At 64.6% G+C, this 23,928-nt stretch carries 20 protein-coding genes and 2 pseudogenes; 7 read left to right on the forward strand and 15 right to left on the reverse strand.

The features are described from left to right. Nucleotides 1-66: 66 nt before the first annotated feature. Nucleotides 67-678 (reverse strand): riboflavin synthase, encoded by a 612-nt coding sequence (locus OB905_10540; GenBank protein MCU4926419.1) that lies wholly within the window; start codon nucleotides 676-678, stop codon nucleotides 67-69. A gap of 166 nt (nucleotides 679-844) precedes the next feature. Between OB905_10540 and OB905_10545 the strand changes: the two genes are divergently transcribed. After that, nucleotides 845-1,096, forward strand: coding sequence for a hypothetical protein (locus OB905_10545; protein MCU4926420.1), 252 nt, complete (start codon nucleotides 845-847; stop codon nucleotides 1,094-1,096). A 1-nt stretch (nucleotide 1,097) separates the two neighbouring features. Here the strand turns inward: OB905_10545 and OB905_10550 are convergent, their stop codons facing one another. From OB905_10550 to OB905_10560, 3 genes are all read right to left on the reverse strand, one after another. After that, entirely contained in the window at nucleotides 1,098-2,216 is a 1,119-nt protein-coding gene (locus tag OB905_10550) for a peptidase M24 (GenBank protein MCU4926421.1), read from the reverse strand. Next, nucleotides 2,213-4,162 (reverse strand): ATP-dependent helicase, encoded by a 1,950-nt coding sequence (locus OB905_10555; GenBank protein ID MCU4926422.1) that lies wholly within the window; start codon nucleotides 4,160-4,162, stop codon nucleotides 2,213-2,215. Before OB905_10555 ends, OB905_10550 begins: the two co-directional genes overlap by 4 nt. A 387-nt stretch (nucleotides 4,163-4,549) precedes the next feature. Further along, nucleotides 4,550-4,735, reverse strand: a complete 186-nt coding sequence (locus tag OB905_10560) for a hypothetical protein (GenBank protein ID MCU4926423.1) — start codon at nucleotides 4,733-4,735, stop codon at nucleotides 4,550-4,552. Between the two features lie 440 nt (nucleotides 4,736-5,175). Here OB905_10560 and OB905_10565 point away from each other — a divergent pair, with 440 nt between their 5' ends. Together OB905_10565 and moeB are read left to right on the forward strand one after the other, a co-directional pair. Continuing rightward, nucleotides 5,176-5,448: a hypothetical protein gene (locus tag OB905_10565; GenBank protein MCU4926424.1), complete on the forward strand. Its 273-nt coding sequence runs from the start codon at nucleotides 5,176-5,178 to the stop codon at nucleotides 5,446-5,448. Nucleotides 5,449-5,562: 114 nt separating this feature from the next. After that, nucleotides 5,563-6,396, forward strand: coding sequence for a molybdopterin-synthase adenylyltransferase MoeB (gene moeB, locus OB905_10570; GenBank protein MCU4926425.1), 834 nt, complete (start codon nucleotides 5,563-5,565; stop codon nucleotides 6,394-6,396). On the opposite strand, the gene OB905_10575 is transcribed toward moeB, so the two are convergent. The 6 genes from OB905_10575 to OB905_10600 form a co-directional block, all read right to left on the reverse strand. Beyond that, nucleotides 6,397-7,353, reverse strand: coding sequence for a hypothetical protein (locus OB905_10575; protein MCU4926426.1), 957 nt, complete (start codon nucleotides 7,351-7,353; stop codon nucleotides 6,397-6,399). A 67-nt stretch (nucleotides 7,354-7,420) separates the two neighbouring features. After that, the gene (locus OB905_10580) at nucleotides 7,421-8,206 is read right to left on the reverse strand and encodes an SDR family oxidoreductase (GenBank protein MCU4926427.1); all 786 of its coding nucleotides are present in this window, start codon (nucleotides 8,204-8,206) and stop codon (nucleotides 7,421-7,423) included. Nucleotides 8,207-8,300: 94 nt separating this feature from the next. Continuing rightward, the gene (locus tag OB905_10585) at nucleotides 8,301-8,759 is read right to left on the reverse strand and encodes a Tfx family DNA-binding protein (GenBank protein MCU4926428.1); all 459 of its coding nucleotides are present in this window, start codon (nucleotides 8,757-8,759) and stop codon (nucleotides 8,301-8,303) included. A gap of 155 nt (nucleotides 8,760-8,914) precedes the next feature. Further along, nucleotides 8,915-9,415: a TRAM domain-containing protein gene (locus tag OB905_10590; GenBank protein MCU4926429.1), complete on the reverse strand. Its 501-nt coding sequence runs from the start codon at nucleotides 9,413-9,415 to the stop codon at nucleotides 8,915-8,917. A 105-nt stretch (nucleotides 9,416-9,520) separates the two neighbouring features. Next, the gene (locus OB905_10595; protein MCU4926430.1) at nucleotides 9,521-10,393 is read right to left on the reverse strand and encodes a DUF4870 domain-containing protein; all 873 of its coding nucleotides are present in this window, start codon (nucleotides 10,391-10,393) and stop codon (nucleotides 9,521-9,523) included. Between the two features lie 35 nt (nucleotides 10,394-10,428). Continuing rightward, on the reverse strand, nucleotides 10,429-11,031 hold the full coding sequence (locus tag OB905_10600) for a hypothetical protein (protein ID MCU4926431.1): 603 nt from the start codon (nucleotides 11,029-11,031) through the stop codon (nucleotides 10,429-10,431). 186 nt (nucleotides 11,032-11,217) lie between these two features. On the opposite strand from OB905_10600, the gene OB905_10605 reads away from it, so the two are divergent. After that, nucleotides 11,218-12,060, forward strand: coding sequence for a polyprenyl synthetase family protein (locus OB905_10605; protein MCU4926432.1), 843 nt, complete (start codon nucleotides 11,218-11,220; stop codon nucleotides 12,058-12,060). Nucleotides 12,061-12,118: 58 nt separating this feature from the next. On the opposite strand, the gene OB905_10610 is transcribed toward OB905_10605, so the two are convergent. Both OB905_10610 and OB905_10615 read right to left on the reverse strand, forming a co-directional pair. Beyond that, on the reverse strand, nucleotides 12,119-13,555 hold the full coding sequence (locus tag OB905_10610; protein MCU4926433.1) for a PAS domain S-box protein: 1,437 nt from the start codon (nucleotides 13,553-13,555) through the stop codon (nucleotides 12,119-12,121). 143 nt (nucleotides 13,556-13,698) lie between these two features. After that, a complete protein-coding gene (locus OB905_10615; GenBank protein ID MCU4926434.1) occupies nucleotides 13,699-14,799 on the reverse strand; it encodes a DUF373 family protein in 1,101 nt (366 codons plus the stop codon). A 169-nt stretch (nucleotides 14,800-14,968) separates the two neighbouring features. Between OB905_10615 and OB905_10620 the strand changes: the two genes are divergently transcribed. Next, nucleotides 14,969-15,964, forward strand: coding sequence for a radical SAM protein (locus tag OB905_10620; protein MCU4926435.1), 996 nt, complete (start codon nucleotides 14,969-14,971; stop codon nucleotides 15,962-15,964). Nucleotides 15,965-16,217: 253 nt separating this feature from the next. Here the strand turns inward: OB905_10620 and OB905_10625 are convergent. Continuing rightward, nucleotides 16,218-16,448, reverse strand: a pseudogene (locus OB905_10625) (hypothetical protein). Between the two features lie 582 nt (nucleotides 16,449-17,030). Then, nucleotides 17,031-17,951: pseudogene (locus OB905_10630) on the reverse strand (carboxypeptidase regulatory-like domain-containing protein). 678 nt (nucleotides 17,952-18,629) lie between these two features. On the opposite strand from OB905_10630, the gene OB905_10635 reads away from it, so the two are divergent. Both OB905_10635 and OB905_10640 read left to right on the forward strand, forming a co-directional pair. Further along, complete coding sequence (locus OB905_10635) at nucleotides 18,630-19,889, forward strand: hypothetical protein (GenBank protein MCU4926436.1); 1,260 nt, start codon at nucleotides 18,630-18,632, stop codon at nucleotides 19,887-19,889. Between the two features lie 383 nt (nucleotides 19,890-20,272). Further along, entirely contained in the window at nucleotides 20,273-20,776 is a 504-nt protein-coding gene (locus OB905_10640; GenBank protein ID MCU4926437.1) for a type IV pilin, read from the forward strand. 155 nt (nucleotides 20,777-20,931) lie between these two features. Here the strand turns inward: OB905_10640 and OB905_10645 are convergent, their stop codons facing one another. Further along, nucleotides 20,932-23,835 carry a PGF-CTERM sorting domain-containing protein gene (locus OB905_10645; GenBank protein MCU4926438.1) on the reverse strand — a complete coding sequence of 968 codons (2,904 nt, stop codon included), beginning with the start codon at nucleotides 23,833-23,835 and terminating at the stop codon, nucleotides 20,932-20,934. Nucleotides 23,836-23,928 lie beyond the last annotated feature (93 nt).

The raw sequence follows: 23,928 nt of genomic DNA on the forward strand, positions 1-23,928 counted from the left end.
CAAGTGAGCGTATCGATCACACGAACCCACTGGAGCGTATCGATTACGAAAATACGACGGCTCAACTCACCGCCCGCGATCGACGCCAGCTTCGAGCAGCCGTTCGACGTACTTCGCGAGGACGTCGACCTCGAGGTGGACCGGGTCGCCGGGCTGCTTTTCGGAAAGTGAGGTCAGCTCGTAGGTCGTCGGGATGATTGCGACGGTCACCCGACCGTCGTCTCCGCTCTCCGCGACGGTGAGACTGATCCCGTCGAGCGTGATCGAGCCCTTCTCTACGACGTAGCGCTCGTAGCCTTCGGGGAGAGAAAATCGGAAGTACCAGTCCTCACCGACTGCCTCGACCGCGTCGACGGTCGCGACCGCGTCGACGTGGCCCTGGACGACGTGGCCGTCGAACCGACCGTCGGCGGGCATCGCCCGTTCGAGGTTGACTACGTCGCCAACGTCGAGTTCGTCGAGGTAGGTGCGTTCGACGGTCTCTTCGGCGAGGAACACCGCGAACCACTCGTCGGGCTCGAACCGCTCGACGGTCAGACAGACGCCGCTGACGCTTACACTCTGGCCGTGGGCGAGATCTGTCGCGACCGCGTCGGCGCCGATCCGCAGTCGCAGTCCGTCGTCGGTCGCCTCCCGCGCGAGGATCTCCCCCGTCTCCTCGACGATTCCCGTGAACATACCGGAGGGTGTCGGCGGCGGGCCAAAGCGGTTGCGGGTCCGAGCGAGGGCGGACGGTTGCCCTGCAGTGCTCAGGGATTCTCGTCGGAGTCTGGACGGAACTGCCGACCTCGAACGCGGCGGGCCACCGGCGGTTTTTTGCGACCGTATCGCCAACCCCAGCCCAATGGCTGGCATCATCGACACGATCAAGCTCGCCGGCGTACTCGTTCTGGCGATCCCCGCCGCGCTGGCCGGCCTTGAGTTTCTGCTCGTTCGAGGAGAGCCCGTAATCGGGGGCGCTCTGATCGGCCTCTCGATCGGTCTTGTCGCGCTGAAGCGATTTCTCACGCTCCCAACGGACGTGCCGTCGCTGGTAGCAAAGCGGGTCGTCGGATCAGTAGCACCGGAAACTGAGTCGAGTGAGAGCGAGGAGTAGGTTACTCAAGCAGCGCCCCAGGATCGAGCGCCCGCGGCGGTGCTGTGAGCCAGTCGCCCTCGGCGCCCGGAACGAGTGCGTCCGCGAGCTGGACCGGCGTGCCATCGACCGTAACGCTGGCCGCGACGCGCACGACCGTCTCCGAACCGATTTCCGCGCCGGGAGCCAGTGGACGCTCTTCGGGCTCTCTCCCGACACCACGGACTCGGGTCCGAATCTCGTCGTCGTCGGCGAAGCCGAACGCCCGGATCTCGGCTTCGAGGTCGGCCTCGACGGCCGCGACCGTCGCGGGTTCGGCGGTCAGCAGTACCTGGGCGGAGCGAAACGCCCGGGTGAGCGCGACGTGGGCGCGGCGCTCGCCGCCGCCGTCGCTGACCGGGACGAGCGTCCTGACGAGCCCCCCGTGGTAGCCGCCCGGTTCGCGCGGGGCAAGTGAGACGACGACCGGATCGGCGGCCCGGATCGGGCCGTTTTTCGGCCCGACGATCCGCGTGTTTCCCGCGGGCTCGGCGTCGGCGGCTACGATTGCCCGGTTTGCCGCGATCCGAAGCCGATCGGCGGTAACCGGACCGTCCTGATCGGAAAGGACGTCGCCGGCCTCCAGGGAGGCGTCGTGATCGCCCGCGGACTCGACCTGTGTGAGGAGAGTGGCGACGGCTTCGAGGCCGGCGCCGGCAGCGTTCTGGGCGCGCTCGATGCGCTCGCGCTCTGGGGCGGACTTCACACGCCGAGCCTCGGCAAACGCGTCGGTCGAAGCGACCTCGATCCCAGCCGCCTCGAGGTAGAGAGCGGCGTCGTGGGGCACCGCGGCCGGGACGAGCACCAGCTCCTCACGCCCCGCTGCGACCAATTCGTCGGCCAGCGCCTCGGCTGGGTGGGCAGCGTCGGTCGGTCGGTTGACGCGGTGGTACCACCGGTCGCCGTCGAACGCGACGGCATGGATGTGCGGGGTGTCTCGGGTCGAAGCCAGCGGATCGTCGGGATCTACGGTCGACTCAGCTCCGACGAGTGCCAGACAGTGTTGAATCGTCGGCTCCCAGCGCCGACCCACGTGAACGACGGCGTCGGCATCTCGGTCGGCCAGTTCCGCCGCGAGCGCGTCGGTCGCCCGCTCGGTCACGGCGCTTCGACTTCCGGCTCGGCGTCTGGCCCAGCCTCGGGTTCGTCGGAAGCGGCCGGCTGCTGGGCGTCCTCGATCAGCTCCTCCAGACTGTCGTCGGTGAGACGGTTGTGGAGCAAGACGTCGACCGGCAGCGTCGGGGCGCCGTCGACCAAGTTCTCTAAGATCGTCAGGCGCTCGCGAGCCCGGGACATGCCGACGTAGAAGACGCGGCGCTCGTTGTCTGTCAGGATCGGTACCGGCGAGGTGGTCTTGGTGAACTCCTCGCAGCCGGGGATGTCCGTAAGGGGCTGCGTGTCGATCGGATCGCCGTGTTCGTCGACCTCGACGGGCTCGTCGTCGGCCGAGCGTCCCTCGAGTGTGGCGACCATCTGCTCGACGACCTTCTCGGTGAGGTCGGTGCCGATGATGACGTGGTCGGCCTCACGACCCTTCGCGGAGTGGATCGTGCCGACGCGGACGCGGTCGGTGTCCATCCCCTGGTAGGAGCCGATCGCGAAGTAGGCTTTGACGGACTTCTTCTGGAAGTTCGTCACCTTCCGCAGCATATCGGAGGCGGATGCCGGCCCGGGCATGAACGGCGCGTGGTCCCGGATGACATCGGCCGGAATGGCCAACTCCTCCAGATCGTCGACGCCGGCTTCCTCTTCTCGGTCGTCGATCTCGTCGAACAGCGCGTCCCGGTCGTTGGTACCAAAGGCAGAGTCCTGGAGCATGTCCGCGAGTCGTCGGGCCTGAAGCCCGTCGACGTCCTCGCCGGCGTCGACTCGCTCGACGGCGCGGACGTACTGGGTGAGTCGGTCGGTCCAGAGACGCTGGTCGGTCAGGGAGGTGAAGGGGACGCCCTCGGTGATGAACTCGTCGATGAACTGGAACATCTGGTAGCGCGCTCGGAAGAGGACCATGACAGTCCCGTCGCCCTCGACGAGCGTCTGGCGAACCATCCGGACGACGTCGAGCATGGAGGCGTTGGCTCGTGCATCCACGGAACCGCCCTCCTTGCGCGGGTTCAGGTCCTTATCCTGGCGCTGGTCGATGTGGCGAATCTCCTGGTTGACCGCGTTCAGGACGTTCGAGGGCAGTCGGTAGGAGTTCGGGAGGATGACGTCCTCGTCGACCTCCTCTTCGAGTAGCAAGGCGGGATCGGCGCCCTGCCAAGAGTAGACGACCTGGTCGTCGTCGCCGGCGATCAGCACCTGCTCGACGTGGGGTTTCCACTCCTGATAGACGTCGTACTGTAAGGTCGTGATGTCCTGGAACTCGTCGATGACGAGGTAGTCGACGTTCGGGACGAGCGAGCGCTGTTTCACCCGCTCTAACATGTCCGCGAAGCCGATCTTGCCCTGGTCGCCCTTGTAGGTGCGCCAGGCACGAATCGCCTCGGGGACGTCGATCCGGTCGTCGTCGGCCGGCCAGGTCGGCGTGTACTTGTTGCCCTCCTGGGCGTTGGGGTCGATCTCGGGGGGGAGGCGAACCTCCTCGACGTTCCACTGGAAGGGGACGTCGTACCAGTCTCCTACCTCGCGGCCAGTGCGCTGGAGCCACTGACTGGTCGCGATGACCTTGTTCCCGATGGTCGTCGAGCGAGCGGTTCGTCGGCCGGCACCCGAGTACTCGTCTTCGTACTCGATGCCGTAGTCGTCACAGAACTCCTCTTTGTCAGATTCGCCGATGACGTCACCGCGAGAGAGATCGAGTAGCTCGTAGGCTTTCGCGTGCATCGTACAGACGTTCCCCTGTAGCGCTCGGGGATTCTCGTCTAGACGCTCAGCTAAGCGTTCGCGGACCTCTTGTGCGGCAGCGCGGGTGTACGAAACGACCAAAATGTCGCGAAACGAAACGTCGTCGTCATCGAGAATATCTTCGACGTGATCGAGAAGGGCTGTCGTCTTCCCGCTACCGGGACCACCGAACAGCCGCGTCACCTTCGTCTCCGTGGGAGCCATTGTACCGTGACAGGAGCGCGAGACCCATAAGTCACGTGGATTGTCGACAGGGAGAGGACGTCTCACGACCGCAGACGGACGCTTCGGTGTTCGGTGCGTCGGGAAGCGGGCGAGCCAGGGGCGGGCGAAGAGCCAGGTGGAACGACCCGACTACGGGTTACGCGGTGAGCGCGCCGCACGAACGTCCGCACCGTCGCGAATCTTGTCGGTACACTGCGGACAGACCCGTGGATCGTCGACTCCCGGCGGCGTAAACACGCGAGCGTACGCATCCGTCACGAACGCACTGCAGTTCTGACACTTGGGCATATGTACTCTAGGAAACTGGTTGGAAGACGAGACTATAATCCTGTCGACCGTTCGAACCGAAATTGGGCAACGGTCGGGCTACTGATAGGGCTCCCACCCGCAGACGGTACAGCTCCGGGCGGACGTATCGTGGAGTCCGCTACACTCCGGACACTGTTTCTTGTTGTAGTCGTGCTTCCAGCCTACGTCCTCGGTCGCGTGGCCGCGATCCGAGAGGAATTGGTCGAACACGTCGTCACCGGCATCGTCGGGTGCGGATGCCATAGTCATGGTATGTCACACCACACTATTAAATCATGCGGTTCGGTGTCATACTGCCGGATTCAGGAATTCCGTCGTATTCGAACCGCACTCTGGGCTCGCCACAGAGACCGTCTCCCCCCAGTACGAGACGACAACTACCGGAGAATACGACCCCCATTCCGGGGGTGCAGCAATATATACAACGAATGGGTTATTCCTGAACGATGGGAACGGACCCAGGGCTCAATCGATACTCGATCCCTCCGTATCGACGATGAGGGTCTCCAAATGCCTCGCCGGTGAGCCGATAACTGGAGCACAGACAGCCACTGTGTTCTTCGTCTGGATCGGATTAGTGCTCGCTGCCGGCTTTATCCTCGTTCTCAACCTCCCGTAAGGGTCCCCGGAGCCGCGTCCGTGGGGAACCGACCGACAAGAAAGGTGCAGTTGGATTACAACGAATGTGTGACGTTCCAGAGATCCTACGCGGGTTCGACCTCGACGCAACCGACGAGGTCGTCAGGCGCCACCTAGAGCAGTCGTACCTCGACCACCCCACTCGTGGGCCGTACCTCAAATCGCGAGAGCTCTACAGGGAAGTCGAAGCCGACATCGACGACCAGTTCTCGCCGAGGCTGTTCGGGATGTTCTGTGAGAGCAGACCGTACTTGGAGACGTGGTCCCGCGGATACGGCGGCTCACAGCGATATCGGATCCTCCCGGAAGAGCTGTAGCCCAATCCCGACCGAACGGTCGCGGAGCAAGCGAGCAACAACTCCTCGGAAATCTGCGCTCACTGGACCGTTTTGACCCGCGCGCTTTTCTCGCTCTCGCACCAACGACGGGTCATGAGCGATCTCCGCCTCGACGCGACCCAGCTCGATCGCTACTCCCGGCACGTGATTATGGACGAGGTCGGCCCCGAGGGGCAACAGCGCCTGCTCGAGGGCTCAGCGCTCGTCGTCGGCGCCGGCGGCCTAGGCTCGCCGGCGATCCAGTACCTCGCCGCGGCGGGCGTCGGCCGGCTCAGCATCGTCGACGACGACGAGGTCGAGCGCTCCAATCTACAGCGCCAGGTGATCCACGGCGACGCCGACGTCGGCCGTCCCAAAGTCGACAGCGCCGCCGACTTCGTCGCCGAGTTGAACCCCGACGTGACCGTCGAGACACACGAGACGCGGCTCACCGCCGAGACAGTCGACGAGCTTGCGGCGAGCTACGACGTCGTCCTCGATGCGACCGACAACTTCGCGACGCGGTACCTGCTGAACGATTACTGTGCGCTCACCGGAACCGCGCTCTCCCACGGTGCGATCTACCGGTTCGAGGGACAGGTGACGACGTTCACGAACGAGCGCAATGCCGTCGAATCACCGTGTTACCGCTGTGTCTTCCCCGAGGCGCCAGAACCCGGCACGGTCCCCGACTGTGCCACCACCGGTGTGCTCGGTGTCCTCCCGGGAACCGTCGGCTGCATCCAGGCGACGGAGGTCGTCAAGTACCTGCTCGATCAGGGAGAACTGCTCGAGGGGCGCATCCTGACCTACGACGCGATGGGGATGCAGTTCGACGAGATCGAGGTTCGACGGAATCCGGCCTGTCCGGTCTGTGGGGACGATCCAGAGATCGAGTCGGTCGAGGAGGGCACCTACGAGGGGACCTGTGAGATCGCGGCTGACTGACTACGGGAGACGGGTGGCGACGGCATCTCGCAGCTCGATCGCGCCGATGAGCGCGATACAGGAGACGAACGCAACGGTTCCGAGCTTGCCGCCGGCACCCTCGAAGGCAGGTGTGACCGCGAGGAAGACGACTCCAGACAGTCCACCGGCAGCCGCGACGCCGACCGCGCCTGGGAGCCGCTCCGGGCTCGACATCCCGACGAATGAGGCACAGAACGCGACGGCGGCCATCGTCGCTCCGAGTTCTCCCGCGAGAAGAGGGAATGCGGCGCCGGCCACGACACCGACCAGCCCGGAGCCGACGACCGCGCCGAGTTCGAGACGGACGCTCAGGAGAACCGTCGCGACGGCCCCGACGACCGCGACGGGAACGGCCAGAGAAAGGAGATCCCACTGGGGAGCGCCCGCGTCGGCGTAGTCGAGTCCGACGAGGGCAGCCGTCGTCGCACAGCCAAACAGGGCGAGCGTCCCGAGCTTCCCACCGACGCCGCCGAAAGACTCCGTCGCCGCGAGGAAGCCGACGCCGGCTACCAGACCAGCGAGCGCGACGTACGCTATCGACCCAAAGACCGCCGGGGAGGCCATGCCGACGAACGAACCGCAGTAGATCGGCGCGGCGACCCGCGGGAGGGCAACACCAGCGCCGAGACCGACCAGCGCCGACGCGAGCACCGGGCCGAGCCCCGCAGAGACACTCAACACGTAGGTGATGACGGCGCCGAACGTGACGGCGAGCGCGTCGACGGCGTCCGTGCGCTCGAATCCGGGTGCGTCGAACTGGTCGAATGAGCGTCGTCGCTCGACCCCGCCAGCGAGGGCGCCGGCGAGCACGGTTCCGAAGAGGAGTCCGACCGCTCCGATCGACGGCTGTCCCGGGGCGACCACCGAGCCGACGAGCAGCGCGCCGGCTGTGAGGAGGAGCGCGAAGTAGCCCGCGAGCTGCGTCGAACGGTACACGACACGAGCGAGAACCGGACGAGAAGAGAGGGTTACGATTCTCGGCGCCACCCCGAATCGTCCGCCGTCAGCCTCGCAGCTGGCCGCCGTCGACGGGGATCTCCGCGCCCGTGACGAAACTCGCCTGCGGACTCGCGAGGAAGGCGACCACGTCGCCCAGTTCGCGGGGCTCACCGAGACGCCCCATCGGGATGTCTCCAGCAAGGTCCGCGAGCCCCGCCTCGTAGTCGGCGTACTCGCCGCGGTCGACGCCCGATTCGACGAGTTCTTCGATGCGGGCGGTCTCGATCGTCCCGGGAAGCACGGCGTTGGCCCGAATCTCGGGCGCGAACTCCCGCGAGAGCGACTTCACGAGGCCGACGACGGCCCGCCGCACCGAGTTCGACAGCAACAAGCCGTCGACGGGCTCCCGGACCGTCCGGGACGTGATACAGGTAACCGACCCGTGCGTGGAGGCCGCGAGGTGGGGCCGTGCCGCCTCGATCGTCCAGACGACGCTCATCACGAGCAGGTCGTAGGCCGCGTACCAGTCGGCGTCGTCGGTCTCGTCGAATGTCGTCGCCGGCGGGCCGCCTGCCGAGGTGACAAGATGATCGATGCCGCCGAAGCGCTCGACCGTCGTCTCGACGAGGGCGGTGACCTCGTCGGGATCGGTCAGATCGGTCGGGACGGCGAGGACGTCGCCCTCGCCCGCCGCGTCGAGGCGCTTGCGGGCTTTGCCGAGTCGACTCTCGTCGCGCCCACAGATCGCTACGTCCGCACCCGACTCCGCCAGCGCGATCGCACTCGCGAGGCCGAGTCCGGAGGAGGAAGCCGTCACCAGCGCCGCCGTCTCGTCGAGATCGAAGCTCATACGCCCACGATAGCGAGGGAGCTACAAAGGGATCGGGAAGTCGAAGCGGGCTGCGAGCGTCGGCTGGCACGGGCGAGATCGCTTTCGATCACGCTCACTCGGCCTGGCGGATGCGAACTAGTCCGTCGGCGGTGACGCCGATCGTCAGCGGCGTGGCGACCTGCCGACGGTTCACCGCGGTTCCGGCCGCGTCGCTTATCGTCTTCATCAACTCGGGAGCGGTCGCGTCGACCTGGATATCGGCCTCGTCACAGGCGTCGTAGACGAGTCTCGGGACGTCGTAGAGATCCGTTCCGGCAGAGACGTGGACCCGAACTGGAGCGTGTAACGCCTCGGCGAACGCGACCGTCTCGCGGGCCCGTCGGACGTTCTCTCTGGCACTCGACTCGATCGAGGAGACGTTCGCCCGCGAGGTGCCAAGCGCGTCGGCGATCTCGGCCTGCGGAACGTCGCGTTCGCGGAGGACGAGTACCTGGGCCTGTCGGTGGGTGAGCACGCTCGCGTCGGCATCGAAGCCGATCTCAGCCAGTAGCGACTCGGCGTCGTCGATCACGGAACCACCCCAGTCGACGGAGGTTCCACACGGGTAGAGAGGTGCTGTGTCGCCGGCTCGCGCCGTGCTCGAACGTTCATACGCGGTCGTAGGGGCGGAACCACTAAAAGCGTCCACAGTGTCGACTGCGGACTGTCCACTCGATCAGCAGCCGATCAGGAGCCCCAGAAGTTCTCGCGGCTGCCGAGTCGCTCGCGACTCGGTCTCTGGGACGTCTCCGAGTCGGCCTCCGTTTCGTCGTCGGCCGACTCCTCGCCGTCGCCCTCGTCGGCGTCGGCCTCGTCCGCCTCGTCCGCCTCGTCCGCCTCGTCCTCGTCGGGATCGAGCGGGAGTCGCTCGAGTTCCTCGGCACGGGCGTGGTTGCTGTGGACGCGGGTGATCTCGACGCGAGCGCGCGCTTCGGGAAGGATGCCGTCGACCATGACGACGAACCCGTCCTCAGTGCGCCCGACGCCGGCGCCGCTCTCGTGCATGTCGACGACGTCGACGACGACTTCTTCGCCGGGTTTGACCGGCTGGGTCTTCAAGTCCTGGATCGGCTGGTTGTAGTGTTGACACCACTCCTTGCCGCCGCGATCGCCGTAGTGTTGACACCCCATTCCGGCGATCCGTTCCGAGAAACTCGGGCAGTCGTCGGCGAGCGGACAGTCTGCCATGGTCGTACTACCGGCGGTGTCGTTAAACCGTTTCCGTCTCGTAGCCACGTCGTACGGGCGGTGGTGTCCAGTAGCGAGCGAGCTACCGCGGTCGCTGTCCCCGAGTCAGGACGCGCCGACGAGACGCCGACGGCGGTCGAGATAGACGACGGCCACCGCCCAGAGCGCGACGAGGAAGGCGTAGACGGCGTCCCCGCCCGGATTCACAGAGCCGACGTAGCGATCAGCTACGAAGAAGGCGGCGACGGCAACACCGATCGGGACGGCGACGTACAGTCGCCAGTTTGGCCGCTGAGCGGCCCCGCGGTGGGCGAGTTCGGACGCGTCACGAAACACCGCAACGGGGACGAAACACGACGCAGTCACCAGTACGGTCAGGAGTACAGCCAGCAAGAACACGTTCCAGCCGGTATCGAAAATCCCGTAGACGCCAGTGGCGAGGACGGAGCCCAGGACGACCGGCGTACCGAGGGCGTAGGCTGCGATGTACGTCCGCCAGGTCGGCCAGCCGATCCGAGACGCCTCCAGCCGGCCGACCAGATCCGGTGCGATCGGGTACTCCCAGGCGCTGCCAAAGATCGCCTTCCCAGTCGCGACGAGTGCGAACGCGAGGTTGAGAAAGAGCGCGACGCTGAAAAGGGCGACTCCGGCGACGAACGCGAGCAACACCGCGATCAGCAGGAGAGAGGTGACGGTCGTCTCCGGGAGAAGCGAATCGAGCAGGACCGCCACGCCGAACGTCGAGAGGAGCGCGACCATCGCGCCGAAATAGCACGCCTGCCAGTTGAGGGCGTTGCGCGCATTTTTCTGAGTAAAGTCGCGGCTTGCGGCCAAATAGACGACCGCCGGAAGGACGAACGCCGTCGCCAGCCCGAGGAGGTGGACGAAGATCCCCGACAGCGTGCGCTCCGTGAGGAGGTCCGGTCCCGGTTCGGTCGTCGATGCGGTCGCGTGCGTGGTGTCGGAGTCAGTTGCCATGGGTGAGATCGTGGATTGGGTTCAGTTACAGTGCATTACTTCGACGCGGCAGTGCCAGATTGCGACCGAAACGGCACCGAGTCTCTCTCGCGAAGCCTGCGCGCAACTCGCTCGGCGGCCAGCAGGACGAAACAGACGACGAAGAGGTTGCCCGCGGCCGCCCAGTAGCCGTTGTCACTCTGGACGATGGGATCCGCAAGGAAGATCGCCGCGGGGATGCCCACGACGAACAACACCAGAGTAAGCTGAAAGCCCGCGAGCACCAGCGTTCTGATGCCGGCCGGATTACGCAGGCGGACGAAATCGGCAAGCGAGAGGCTCTCGAGGGGCGTTTCGTGTTCGAGCGCCGCCTTCCCCTCCGGCGAGAGCGGCCAGTTCGACTCGGGGTGGTTTACGTAGTAGAGGGTGATCGACTCCGGATACGTTTCGGCGGCGACGACGTCGATTTCGCGCAGTTCGGTGAGTCGAAGCCGAACCGTCTCCTTGCTCACGTCGGGGCGGACGCGGGCCCGAATCTGCTCGGCCGAGAACAGCGGGCGCTCGGCGTCGAGCATCGTCTCGACGACGTGGCGCTGGGTCAGTTTCTTCTTGCGGTCGGGATCGAGGCGGGAGTCGATCCACGGCGGGATGGCGGTCATCGGTGTCTCGCGTCGACGGGTTCGGTCATCGGCTTCTCACGCCGTCGGTTGCGGGGTGGAGACCGTAAACCCCCACGTCAATTTGGCGGACGCCAAACGCGAACTGGCTCCCGAACGGGACGAGATCGGCCGGTCTCCAGTGGACGGATCGTCACCTACTTTTTCGCCCCCTGCTAAGCGGGGCTAATGGAACTTCTCGAGCGCCGACGGGCGCTGATCGAGGAGCGACTCGTCGCGGTCGTCGACGACGTCGAGCCCGAGCAACTCAGCGCCGAACTCCGCCACGTCGCCCTCTCGGGCGGGAAGCGAGTGCGACCGTTGGTGACGCTGCTGGCCTGCGAGACCGTCGGCGGTGAGGCCCCAGACGCCGTCGATTTCGGCGTCGGGATCGAACTCGTCCACGCCGCCTCGCTCGTGATCGACGACATCATCGATCGCTCCGATCGCCGCCGGGGAACCCAGAGCGCGTGGGCCGAGTTCGGCCACGGGCCGGCGATCATCGCCAGCGACGGCCTCCTGGGGGAGGCGTTCGCGCTCTTTTCGGCCGATCCGCGGGCCACACAGGTCGTCGCGGAGGCAATGGTCGAACTCGGCGTCGGCGAGGCGACCGAGCTCGCGGCGAAGCCGACAGACGAGGCCGAGTACATGACCTTAGCCCGGCGTAAAACCGGCGCGCTGTTTCGCGCTGCAGCGGAACTCGGCGCGATCGCCGCGGACTCGGATCCGTTCACCGTCGAAGCGCTTGGCGATTACGCCGAGCGGGTCGGCGTCGCCTTCCAGATCCGCGACGACGTCTTAGACGCGACGGCAAGCGCCGAAGATCTCGGGAAACCGGCAGGCCACGACGCGGCCTTAGAGCGCCCCTCACTGGTCCAGGTGACCGATCTGACGCCCGCGGAGGCAAACGAACGCGCCCAAGCACAGGCAGACGAGGCGATCGCCGCCTTAGAGACGATCGAGGTCACCGATCCGGAGGCGAAGGCGTATCTGCTCGAGTTAGCGGAGTTCGTCGTCGAGCGCGAGCGGTGAATCGAGAGCAGTGAGTCGAGAGCAGTGAGTCGAGAGCATGGGTAGACGCGAGTCCCAATCAGCAGAGACACTCGACGCCGGTGATCTCGAACCGCGCGCCGCCGTCGGCTCCGTCTGTGACGTCGATCTGCCAGCCGTGGGCGTCGACGATATCTCGAACGATCCAGAGGCCGAGTCCCGTTCCAGTTTCAGTGGTCGTATGCCCCGGCTCGAAGATGCCGGTGCGCTCACTCGGCGGAATCCCCGGGCCGTCGTCTTCGACGAAAAATCCATCCTCGAGCGATCCAACCGTTATCGTCACGTCGTCGCCGCCGTGTTCGATCGCGTTTCGAATCAGGTTCCCAAACAGCTGTCTCAGTCGGTGTTCGTCGGCGCGAACCGTTTGCGAGGTCTCCGTCGAGAGCGTCGCCGCCGCCGTCTCGATCGTCTCCCAGCTTCGGGAGGCGCAGGCTGCAAGTGAGACCGCTTCCACGTCGTCGATCGTTTTCCCCTGTCTGGCCAGCATGAGGATGTTCTCTATCAGCTCCTGCATCCGCTCGTGTGCCGTCCGGATCGTCTCGAGGTGTTCGGTCGTCACATCGTCCGTGGGTCGGTGTTCGGTAGCCGCATCCGCCGCCAGCAGCTCGACGTGTCCCATTGCCAGGTTCAACGGATTGCGGAGGTCGTGACTCACGACGTTGGCAAAGTCTTCGAGTTCAGCCGTTTTCTGCCTGAGTTTCTCTTCGGTCTCCTTCCGGTCGGTGATGTCGATATAGGTCGCCAAGACTTCGGCGTCGTCGCCTTGCATCGGCGAGGCGTTCAGGAGGAACGTCCGCTGCTCGCCGTCGGCGGTCCGTCGTGTCACCTCCCTGTTCACCGAGTCGTTTCGCTGTAAGCGGCCGTTTATCTCGCGTGCCTGGTCGGCGTCAGTCTCGTCGAGAATTAAGGTATCCAGCGACGAACCGACGACCACCGACTCGGAGAAGCCGAACGTCTCTTCGAATCGACTGTTGACGTGTTTGACGATCGGGTCTGCACCCTCAAACGCGACCAACACGAGCGAAACGGGGACAGCGTCGAGCAAGGCGGCAAAACGGTCGCGCTCGCGCTCGAGTCGGCGTTGGTACGCCCGGAGATCGGTGATCTCCTCGTTGACTGCGACGAAGCGGACGAGCTCCCCGGTCTCGTCTTCGATCGGAGAGATCGTCTGTCTGACGACGTACTGTTGGCCGGTCTTTCGTTGATTGGTGATCTCACCCTCCCACGTCTCGCCGGCGAGGATCGTATCCCAGAGGCGCTCGTAAAAGTGGTCGTCGTGGAGACCAGACTGGAGGATGTTCGCATTGTTTCCGATCGCTTCCTCGGCGGTGTAACCGGTCTGTGACTCGAACGCCGGGTTGACGTACTCGATCGTCCCGGTGGTGTCAGTCCAGTAGATGGCGTGACCAGTACTCTCGACGGCTTGCCGAAACGCCCGGGCCATCGTCGGCTCCGGACGCTCCTTCTCTGGACCCATTGTCCAGAGGTACGCCGGAAGTCTGTTAAATGATTGGGAACCTCCCGCCAACCAGAACCGCAGGCGTCTGCCGTGACGAGGAGGTGATGTGGACGACGCGTGTCACCTACCGGAGCGGTGACCCGAAGTGCGGATCGGCCGGCTTACGCCCGCTCGACGCGCCGCGAGGGCTGGGGGAGCCGAGATTCGGCGATCGCGAAGGTGAGCGTACTCGCGATGCCGAGGACCGTTCCGGCCGTAAGCGCCGTCGCGAGGACGGTCAGCCCAACCTCGCCGATGAAGAAGCCACTGACGGCGTAGAGGACGACCGCAATCGCGACGACGTAAAAGGGCGCGTTCAGGTAGCGCCACTCAAGCGTGCCGGCGATGTACTCATCGGTGATCTGGCCCAGACTTGTGGTGACCGCGGCGGCCGCGATCCACTGGACCGAGCCGTAGACGAGCGCGGCGAGAACGATCGGTGCACCCAACGTGTCCGCGGTCGCCTCCTGAGTCGCCCGAAGCGTGTTGCGGCCGCTGACGCCCGCGAGCACGACGAGGGCGACGGCGACGGCGTACGCAAGCAGCGTCATCCGACCGGCGTACAGCGAGTGACGGATCGACTCTGCGGCGCTGTCGAGTCGGTCACCGAGGGCGAGTCCTCGCGAGATCAGATAGAGGCCGAGCAGCGTCGAGGTCGTCCCGAGGACCAGCCCGGGAAGTTCGAGCAAGGCACCGATCAGCGCAAGCGGGTAGATCAGCAGTAAGATACCGATCGGAATCAGGATGGTCCCCCGCGTCTCGGGGTCGTCGAGAACCTGCTTGATCGTGTAGTACATCGACTCTAAGCCCTGAGCCTGTCGGACGACGACACGACGAACGCCGTCGATCGGTACCCGCGATCGGATAACCGGAATCACCGACTCGTCCTGGGCGCCATCGGTGACGACGAGGGCGGTGACGTCCTCGCCAGTCTGGAGGCTCGCGAGGACGGTGTCGACTTCGTCGCCGACCTCCCGCGTGGCGCCGACGTCGCTGCCGTCGTTTCCGGTGACGACGGCGACCTCGACGCTCTCGTCGCGATCCGTGAGGTCGTCGTAGACGTGCAATCCCTGGAAGATTACGTTCAGGTCCGAATCCTCGGGATCCGCGGTGGCGAGGGCGACGGCGGCCTGCTCGACCGGCTCCCGACCGATGACCGGCGTCGCAAAGCCGGTCTTGCGGCCGAGGTCGTCGTCGAGATCGACACAGAGGACCAGCAGCATCGTGCGACGATTCGTCGGCGCGGTACTTCCATCTTCTGGGGCCGAACGCGGGACGGGCGGCCGGCGGGGTCGCAGGGGTCGGTCGACGACGGCGGCCGGGCGACCGCCACGAGCCCGCCGGGGAGTTTCGCACGGCTTTTGGCCCTCCGGACGGTATCGTCGCTACTGAATGATCTCGAAGGGCTGTGAGCAGTGTGCGAAAGGCGGCAAGATGGTGCTGTTCGTCTACGGCTACTGCGACCAGCGCGACTGCTTTTACTGCCCGCTCGGCGAGACTCGGAAGAACGTCACGGACGTCTACGCCAACGAGCGCCTCGTCGAATCGGACGAGGACGTCATCACGGAGGCAAAGCGAATGGACGCCCTGGGAACCTCCATTACGGGCGGCGAGCCCCAGGAGGCGATGGGCCGGACCTGTCGGTACCTCTCCTTGCTCAAAGAGGAGTTCGGTGAGGATCACCACACGCATCTCTACACCGGCATCACGGGTGGCCGCGAGAACATGCGCCGCCTTTCGGAAGCCGGCTTAGACGAGATTCGCTTCCACCCACCGCTCGAACAGTGGGGCGACCTCCACGGCACCGAGTGGGAGGAGATTCTCTACATCGCCCGCGAGGAAGGCCTCACGCCGGCGTTCGAGATTCCCGGTATCCGCCCCGAAACCGAGTTTCTCGACTTCTTAGACGAGGGCGCCGCCGAGTTCTGTAACATCAACGAGTTCGAGATGTCCCACGGGAACTACCGCCGGATGCAGGAGGCGGGATACGAACTCAAAGAAGACCACATGAGCGCGGTCGACAACGACCGCGACGCGATTCTCGACGTGATGGGAGATCACGAGCGCGTCTACTTCTGTACCTCTGTGTTCAAAGACGCCGCCCAGCACCGCCGCCGACTCAAGCGGATGGCCCGCCAGATCCGCCGGGAGTTCGACGACGTCACCGACGACGGGACGCTCGTCTACGGGAAGACCCGCGCGGCCCCCGAGCGCTTCGAAGCGCTCGGCGTCCCCAAGGAGTTCTACACCGTGAAGTCGAACCACGTCGAGGTCGCCTGGTGGCTCCTAGAGGAGATGATCGAGGATGGCGACGTCGACGACGGGGAAATCGTCGAGCAGTATCCGACTTACGACGGCCAAGTTGTCGAGCGGACGCCGTTGGCGTAGAGAGTGTACCACGAGCGAATGACGTGAGCGAGCGGCTTTTTGGTCGAGGTTTTTTGGAAGCGGTGGGCGAGTGTAACGAGCGAACCCGAGCGAAAAAAGGTCGCGACCGCAGTATCCGACCTACGACGGCCAAGTTGTCGAGCGAACGCCGCTGGCGTGAGCGCGGTTCGGAGCGAGCCGTGAGTCCCGCGAGCGAACGACGTGAGCGAGAGCACCGCAAGTCAGTGGCGGGAACGAGCGAGGCGCGACACCGTCACTCGACTCGTGTCGGATCGACCTCGGGAAGCGTGATCAGGTTCTCGCGGCCGATCCGGAGCTTGTCGATCTCTCCGTCGTCGTCCATCTTCGAGAGGAGTTGGGAGACTTTCGCGTTCGACCAGCCGGTCTCGTCGACGATCGTCGCCTGTTTCATTCGCCCCTCGTTGTGTCGCAAGAGTCGGTGGACGCGCTCTTCGTCGCTCAAGAGTTCGACGTCGACAGCAGTCGCGTCATCGTCAGGCTCGTCAGCCACGTCGTCCTCGGCCTCGGCGCTGACCTCGACTGTGGGCTCTGAGTACGTCGAGACAACCGCGTCGGAGGACGAATCGGACTCGTCTACGGCCGACTCGCCGGCGGCTGCCTCTGGGATGGTGTCTTCTGTCTCTGTGTCGCGGCGCACGCCGAAAACGTACGCGAGGAGAGCCAGGGCGGCGAAGAGTCCGAAGATGCCGAGCATCGTCGTCAGTAAGGAAGCATCGAGCGAGAGAGTCCCGTTTCCACGTACCGGCTCGGCTGTGAGGGTAGCGGTCTCGTCGGCGCCGTCGACCGTGATCGTCTCGGTGAGCTCTTGATCGTCGTGGGTTGCCGAGAGGGTGTACTCGTCGCCCGGTAAGTCCTCGAAAACGACTTCGCCGTTCTCGTCGGTCTCGCCGGTTCGTTCCTCGCCGTCCGGTCCGGTGAGGGTGACATCAATTCCTGTAAGGGGCTCGCCATCTGCAGTCTCGAGGAGCGCCGTGATGGCGTACGTCTCCGGTTCAGGCGGTTCGGCGGTGAGCGTGGCGGTCTCGTCAGCGCCGTCGATCGTGATCATGTCGCTGAGGTCTTGATCGTCGTGGGTCGCCGTCAGGGTGTACTCGCCGTCGGGCAGGTCTTCAAAGGAGACCTCGCCGCTCTCGTCGGTCTCGAAGGTTTGTTCCTCGCCGTCCGGTCCGGTGAGTGTGACGTCGATTCCTGCAAGGGGCTCGCTATCTGCCGTCTCGAGAAGCGCCGTGATGGTGTACGTCTCTGGCTCTGGCGGTTCGGCGGTGAGGGTCGCGGTCTCGTCACCGCCGTCGACCGTGATCGTGTCGCTGAGTTCTTGGTCGTCGTGGGTCGCCGAGAGGGTGTACTCGCCGCCCGGTAAGTCCTCGAAAACGACTTCGCCGTTCTCGTCGGTCTCGCCGGTTCGTTCCTCACCATCGGCGTCGGTGAGCGTGGCGTCGATTCCTGCAAGAGGCTCGCCATCTGCAGTCTCGAGGATCGCCGTGATGGCGTACGTCTCCGGTTCGGGCGGTTCAGCCGTGAGGGTAACACTCTCGTCGGCGCCGTCGATAGTAGCGGCCTCAGAGAGGTCCTGGTCGTCGTGAGTCGCCGAGAGCGTATACTCACCGTCGAGTAGTTCCTCGAAAACGACTTCGCCGTTCTCGTCGGTCTCGCCGGTTCGTTCCTCGCCGTCCGGTCCGGTGAGGGTGACATCAATTCCTGTAAGGGGCTCGCCGTCGGCGTCGGTAACGGTGGCGATGAGGTCGTAGCGGTCCTCGACTGCCTGCTCGAAATACGACCAGCGCAGTTCGTCGGCATCAAACGTCTCGGGGCCGTCCCAGACGAGCGCGCCGTCCTCCGGCAAGATGGGGACGCTATCGGCGTCGTGTCCGTACCCCTCCGGCCGCTCAACGACGAGGCGCTGACCCTCGGAAAGCGAGCCGAACAGGGGTTCTCCGTCAGCGTGCCAGGCGTCGCCGATTTCCATCCCATTCAGAGACGTATCGGCGAAGTTCGTCCACGTGAACGTCTTGGCGATGACACCAACGGTTTCGTTCTCCGGTGATGGCTCAACGTCGGCGGGTTCGATACGAGGGTCGTCCCAGGCAGCGTCTTCGATCGCCATCTCGCGATCAGCGTCAGCGAGGTCGACGAACGTCTCGATCGCATCGAGGTCGAAATCGACGTCGGCCTCACCGTCGGCGACCGCCTCGGCGAACTCCTCGAAGGCATCGGCATCGGCCGCCGAATCGAGGACGTATCGACTCTCGACGGACCACTCGGCGTCGCCGTCGTCGGTGATAGAGAGTCGAATTACCTGCTGAGGATCGGCACGGTCGGGGGCGTCAGGTGAGTCAGTCGTCGACTGTGCGTTGGCCGCGGCGACCGCGGTGGTCTCGGTCGGTTCCGGTGCGGGAGCGTCGGCAGGGGTCGTGGCGTCCAGCGCGGCCGGCGAGACTGCCAGTGCCGGGGAGGCGAGGAGGAGGACGAGGGCGAAGACCACGACGGAGGGCAGCCGCATACGACGATATCGAGAGTACGTGGGGAAAAAACCCTTTCCATTGACAGAGTTAGGCGGCGTTTTGGGCGGTTTTGGGGGATCTCGAGGCGCAGCGCCGAGACTACGTCGACTGGTTTTTGTAGGAGGGGTCGAATGGTGGTCTCAATGAGAAGCTCGGTCCCCGCCCTCCTCGGCGTGGTCGTCATGCTGGTGCTCGCCGCGCCCGCACTGGCGCTCACTGCCGCCGGACCGACGGCCTCCACAGCCGAGACGAACGACACAGCGCACCCGACCACAGCGACCGAGACAAGCCAGACCAACGATCACCTCGTCACCAACGACACGACGAACCGACTGACCCTCGACCGTGACGGCGCGAACGCGAGCGCGATTGCGACACCGAGACCCGATCTCGGAACGATACTCGCCGGCGAGGATACCGCCCTCGAGTACGAGTTCGACTGGCACCGCTTCGACGGCAGTTTCGACGACCTGAACCAGAGCGAGCGCGAGGCAGCCGGCCAGGCCACAATGGACGCGATCGCAGATCGGTTCGCCGAGTTGCAGGAACGCGAAGCCGCGGTCGTCGAGGCCCACGCCAACGGTGAGGCGAGCGAGGACGACCTCTTCCGGACGCTCGCGCGAAACACCGCCGAAGCCGAGGCGCTCCTCGAGGCAGCCGACCGGACGATCGATCGCGCCGAGTTGGTACCGGAGCACCGAACCGACTTCTACAGCGTGAAAGAGGATCTATACACCGGGTCGATCCGTGAGGCCATCGCCGCAGGGGTCGCCGGCGAGGAGGTCGACGAAATCGGGACGGTCACGGTCGAGACCAGCGAGACTGGGCTGCTTCTGTCAGCGATCGACGACGGTGAGTACGTCCGCGAGGCGACTCGCTACGACAACCGGGACCGGGGAGGGACTGACCAGATCGGCGGCCTCTCGTCGGCGCTCGATACTGCTGCAGAGTACTATCCGTGGGCGTTCGAGGACTCGAGCAGCCAGCGCAGCGCGCTCGCGCCGCCGCTGCAGCTCTACCGGATCGGCGTCTCCCCATCACAGGGCGAGGTGACGGCCTATCTCGACGGGGCGACGGCCAGCGTCTACCACGAACAACAGCGACTCGCGCTCTCGACGCTGCCGATCAACAGTGAGACGACCGAGAGTACCGGATGGATCAACGTCAGCCTCGAGCGGACGCCCGCGGGCGGTCCGGCGCTGGTGTCGGCGACCGACACCACGGGCTCCTCGGTCGATGCGACGGTCTCCGTCGATGGTGTCGAGATCGCACAGACAGGCATTGACGGAACAGCCTGGATTGCACCGCCGATGGACGCTGAAGAGGTGACAGTCGAGGGGTACGGAGAGAAAATAACGATGCCGCTGGATGCGGCCGACGGCAACGGAGCGGGAGACGATTGATAGCTGCCACACGGGGACCGTCGTGAGATATCACGGAGTGGGGATGCAGATTGTGCGGTTCCGGGGACGCGTCCGATACTCCGTCGAAGGGAACAGCGGTAGCGAAGGGAAAGCAGAACGGCTTCAGTCGTCGAACGGAGCCGACGACGCGTATAGCCGGTCAATGGGTGGTCGTCTGTACTGGAGAACCTGTGTTCGGGGATAGCAGGTCGTGTGATCGTCGGAGCGTGCAGTCGGGTTCGTCCCCCGGCTCAGTTGTGGGCGTGTGCCGCGAATCCTGTACGTGCGTCGTGGATGAGTACCACACCAGAGGAGGGTATGAGACGTGCATCCCGACACCAGCGGCGCGAACGTTCAAATAGGAGCGGGCGGCGAGTCCTCCCGTGCGCTCCTCTCGCGGGTTAACTGCTGCAGATCGGCAGCCAGCGTCGGAACCGGCGGTCAGTCCGGTCGTTGGCGTCGTCGTACTCGTGGTGGTGACCGTCCTGCTGGCAGGCGCCCTCGCCGTCGCCATGAGCGCCGTCCCCTCGGAGGCGGATCCGCCGACGGCGACGTTCGGGGTGTCGGTCGACGCCAACGCCGATCAATTCGTGTTCGAGCACCGCGGTGGCGACGCCGTCGACGTGGCGTCACTCTCGGTAGAGGTCACTGTCGATGGTGAGGCACTTCGCTACCAGCCCCCAGTTCCGTTCTTTTCAGCACAGGGGTTCGAGAGCGGCCCAACGGGACCGTTCAATCCCTCAGGGAGCACGGAGTGGTCGGCGGGGGCGCATGCGGGATTTAGTCTGGCCGGGACGAACGCACCCCGGATAGAGCCAGGCGATCGGGTGACTGTCGCGTTCGTCGTCGACGGACACCGCATCGCGGAGTTGGTGGCGACTGCGTGAGGCCGCAGTCGTCGCTCTGGAGTCCCGATCTGCGAGCTGCTGCTTCTCGTGGGATGTCATCGAACCGGTCACAGGTGTCGCCACTGCGTGTGTAGCGCGCAATAAAAGAAACCGCATCGGGTCGACCGCACCGCGCGGTCGGTAGTTAGTCGACGTTAGTTCTGACGGCGCAGGGCCAGCATCGCGGCGCCCAGCAGCGCGGTCAGTGCGACGGCGATGCCGAAGCCGGGCGTCTCGTCGTCATCGTCGTCGTCATCGTCATCGTCGTCGTCAGACGTGGCGGCGTCGATTGCGGCAGAGACGCTGTCGAAGCCAGCCTGGTCGGCTTCGTCGTTGAGGTCGTCAAGGTCGGACTGCGCAGCGTCACGCTCGTCCTGTGCGTCGTCACGCTCTTCCTCGGCAGTTGCGAGGTCGTCCTCGAGGTCAGCGACCTGGCCTTCGAGGTCAGCAACCTCGTCCTGCGCAGCGTCACGCTCGTCCTCAGCCGTTGCGAGGTCGTCCTCGAGGTCAGCGATCTGGCCTTCGAGGTCGGAGATCTCAGACTCGAGGTCCGCGATCTCGTCCTGTGCAGCCTCGTAGTCGGACTGCAGGTCAGCGATCTCGTCCTCAGCGTCGGCGAGGTCGGCGAGCGCGGCGTCGCGCTCGTCCTCAGCGTCGGCGAGGTCGGACTCGAGGTCAGCGATCTGCTCTTCGTTGTCAGCGTTCTCGTCCTCGAGGTCAGCGATCTCGGACTCGAGGTCCGCGATCTCGGACTCAGCGTCGGCGAGGTCCGAGAGCGCAGCGTCGCGCTCATCCTCAGCGTCCGCGAGGTCGTCCTCAAGGGACTCGATCTGGCTCTCGAGGTCGGAGATCTCGTCCTGTGCGTCCTCGTAGTCGTCCTCGAGGTCAGCGATCTCGGACTCGAGGTCCGCGATCTCAGACTCGAGGTCAGCGATCTCGTCCTGTGCAGCCTCGTAGTCGGACTGGAGGTCCGCGAGGTTGCTCAGGATGGAGCCGTTCTCAACATCCGTAGATGTTTCGTCATTGAGATCGTCCTCGAGCTCGTTAATTTGCACGAGGAAGTCGTTGCTTGGGTACCAGTCCGTGACGTCCACACCGAGCAGGTCGGCGAGGGACTCGAGGACGGTGTCGGACTCAGATTCGGGGGTGTCCGAGAAGATACCCTCAACGGTCTCCTCTTCGATGCCAGTGTCCTCGGCACCGAACGTGATGCTCACTTCGTCACCCTCGTCGCGGTCCGCGAAGTTCTCTGGGTCCTGGAACTGGAAGGTGCGGTCATCCTGGACGGTGACCGTCTCCTCAGTCAGGAAGACACCGGACTTCTGCACTTCGAAGTCAATCTGGCTGCCGGGGGCAGCGGTGGTGGTGCCGGTGATGACACCGTCTTCGGAGTTGACGATCTGGTACGGCGTCTCGACGAGGTCGAGGTCAGCCGTCCGCTCCGTCACTTCGTAGCTGGTCGTAGCGACTTCGGAGTTGTCGTCCTCGTCGTCGTCAGACGATGGGATGTAGTCGTTCTCTTCGGTGACGTTGAACTCAGTGTCCCATTCACCGTGGTCGTCACCGACCTCGTAGACGAAGTAGACTGTCTCTTCGTCAGGGACAGGGACGACGGTGAAGTCCTCGTCGTCGAGGTAGGTGTCGTCGTCAAGCTCGGCGAGGAACTCAACGCCGACATCGTCGGTGAGGTTTCCGTCGTCGAAGGCGTAGCCGAAGACACCGTTGACGTCCTGCTCGACGATGACCGTGTCGCCCTCTGCGAGCGTGTCATCATCAGTCGAGGCGTCGAGGAGCGTCTGAAGGTCCTCGTAGGAGAGGTCGTCAACGCCCTCAAGGCCCTCGATGTCCTGGTAGTTTGGTGCGATCGAGACATCGGCGTCACCGGTCGTGCGGTCCTGAAGCGTGGCGACTTCGGAGCTGACGCGGTTGTTCCAGTCGATGTCGTCGCTAGCGCCCTCCTCGTAGAGCGAGAAGGTGAACGCGATTGCGTCGAGGCGTTCGTCATCCTCTTCGAATTCCGTCTGATCGATCTCGTCGTCAGCGGAGACGTCGACATCCTCATTGTCGGTCGTGAAGACGTCTTCGACGTCTTCCTGACCGGCGTTGTAGGAGTTGAAGTCGATGTAGACCTGCTCGTCGTCGAAGTCGCCGTCAAGTTCGAGTGCGACAGCAACCTCGTAGGTCTCGTCATCGTCCTGGCTGACAACGGTGAAGCCGATCTCTTCACCGGCGTAGGCTGCCGGCTCGTCGAAGTAGATCGGGATCTGCATCTCGTCACCCGTTGGGGTGTCTTCGATGTCACCGAACTCGATGTCACCATCGAGATCCTGCTGGATGTTGATCGTTGCAGTGTCGGAGGCGCCAGTGTCCTGGACCTCGATATCGAATTCGTGCTCACCAGCGGGTGCCTCGGAGAAGTCAGCGCTGATGTTCTCACCTTCGGCGACATCGTGCGTGGTGCCGTCGAAGAAGCTCGCGACGGTGTCGTCGTCGAGGTCATCACTGCTGATGTCGACAGTGACCTCACCGCCACGGTTGTCGTCCGTGAAGTTCAGTTCGACATCTTCGAGACCGTCGTCACCCTCAACGAAGTTAGAGGGTTCGAAGTCGAAGCTAACCTCCTGAGCGCTCCAGACGAAACTGCTCGAGGTTTTCGTACCTTCGTCACTGATCAGTTCAAGATGAACTCGCTGTTCATCGTCACCGTCTGAAACGATCGGAGCAGTATCCTCTGCTTCGAGGGTCAGGGTGTCACCATCAGTGCTAACGTCGCCGATGGTCTCGCCTGGGTTAGACGGTGCCCCCTCAACGATATCGGCCTGGAACGCACTTGCGTTCTCAACCTGAGGGAGTTCCGTTACAGTCAGCTCTTGTCCTTGAACCAATTCATCTTGGTCGCCGAGGCCATCCCATTCGACCTCGCCGACACCATCGTCGTTAACCGCAGCCGCTGCCCCGCCCGCAAACGCAGCGGACATGGCAACGACGGAAAGAACCATCATCGCAGCGAGGAACAACGCACGTCCCTTTTCGCGATATGAGGTTTCGTTTCGTGTCATGTGTTGTGTATTGTTGTCGCGTGATCGATTTCGTCGATCAGTCGCGCGAACCGAATGTCCATGGTCGGACACCCGTTCACTTGGAGCGTGTCG

The sequence above is a fragment of the Halobacteria archaeon AArc-dxtr1 genome (assembly GCA_025517425.1).
Taxonomy (GTDB): Archaea; Halobacteriota; Halobacteria; order Halobacteriales; family Natrialbaceae; genus Halostagnicola.

Bases quoted from the DNA above. Each gene is read 5' to 3' on its own strand.
- OB905_10555 (MCU4926422.1), bottom strand. From the start codon at position 4,162: ATGGCTCCCACGGAGACGAAGGTGACGCGGCTGTTCGGTGGTCCCGGT.
- OB905_10580 (MCU4926427.1), bottom strand. From the start codon at position 8,206: ATGAGCTTCGATCTCGACGAGACGGCGGCGCTGGTGACGGCTTCCTCC.
- OB905_10605 (MCU4926432.1), top strand. From the start codon at position 11,218: ATGGAACTTCTCGAGCGCCGACGGGCGCTGATCGAGGAGCGACTCGTC.
- OB905_10615 (MCU4926434.1), bottom strand. From the start codon at position 14,799: ATGCTGCTGGTCCTCTGTGTCGATCTCGACGACGACCTCGGCCGCAAG.
- OB905_10610 (MCU4926433.1), bottom strand. From the start codon at position 13,555: ATGGGTCCAGAGAAGGAGCGTCCGGAGCCGACGATGGCCCGGGCGTTT.
- OB905_10635 (MCU4926436.1), top strand. From the start codon at position 18,630: ATGAGAAGCTCGGTCCCCGCCCTCCTCGGCGTGGTCGTCATGCTGGTG.
- OB905_10645 (MCU4926438.1), bottom strand. From the start codon at position 23,835: ATGACACGAAACGAAACCTCATATCGCGAAAAGGGACGTGCGTTGTTC.
- OB905_10545 (MCU4926420.1), top strand. From the start codon at position 845: ATGGCTGGCATCATCGACACGATCAAGCTCGCCGGCGTACTCGTTCTG.
- OB905_10620 (MCU4926435.1), top strand. From the start codon at position 14,969: ATGATCTCGAAGGGCTGTGAGCAGTGTGCGAAAGGCGGCAAGATGGTG.
- OB905_10540 (MCU4926419.1), bottom strand. From the start codon at position 678: ATGTTCACGGGAATCGTCGAGGAGACGGGGGAGATCCTCGCGCGGGAG.
- OB905_10595 (MCU4926430.1), bottom strand. From the start codon at position 10,393: ATGGCAACTGACTCCGACACCACGCACGCGACCGCATCGACGACCGAA.
- OB905_10565 (MCU4926424.1), top strand. From the start codon at position 5,176: ATGTGTGACGTTCCAGAGATCCTACGCGGGTTCGACCTCGACGCAACC.
- OB905_10560 (MCU4926423.1), bottom strand. From the start codon at position 4,735: ATGGCATCCGCACCCGACGATGCCGGTGACGACGTGTTCGACCAATTC.
- moeB (MCU4926425.1), top strand. From the start codon at position 5,563: ATGAGCGATCTCCGCCTCGACGCGACCCAGCTCGATCGCTACTCCCGG.
- OB905_10600 (MCU4926431.1), bottom strand. From the start codon at position 11,031: ATGACCGCCATCCCGCCGTGGATCGACTCCCGCCTCGATCCCGACCGC.
- OB905_10590 (MCU4926429.1), bottom strand. From the start codon at position 9,415: ATGGCAGACTGTCCGCTCGCCGACGACTGCCCGAGTTTCTCGGAACGG.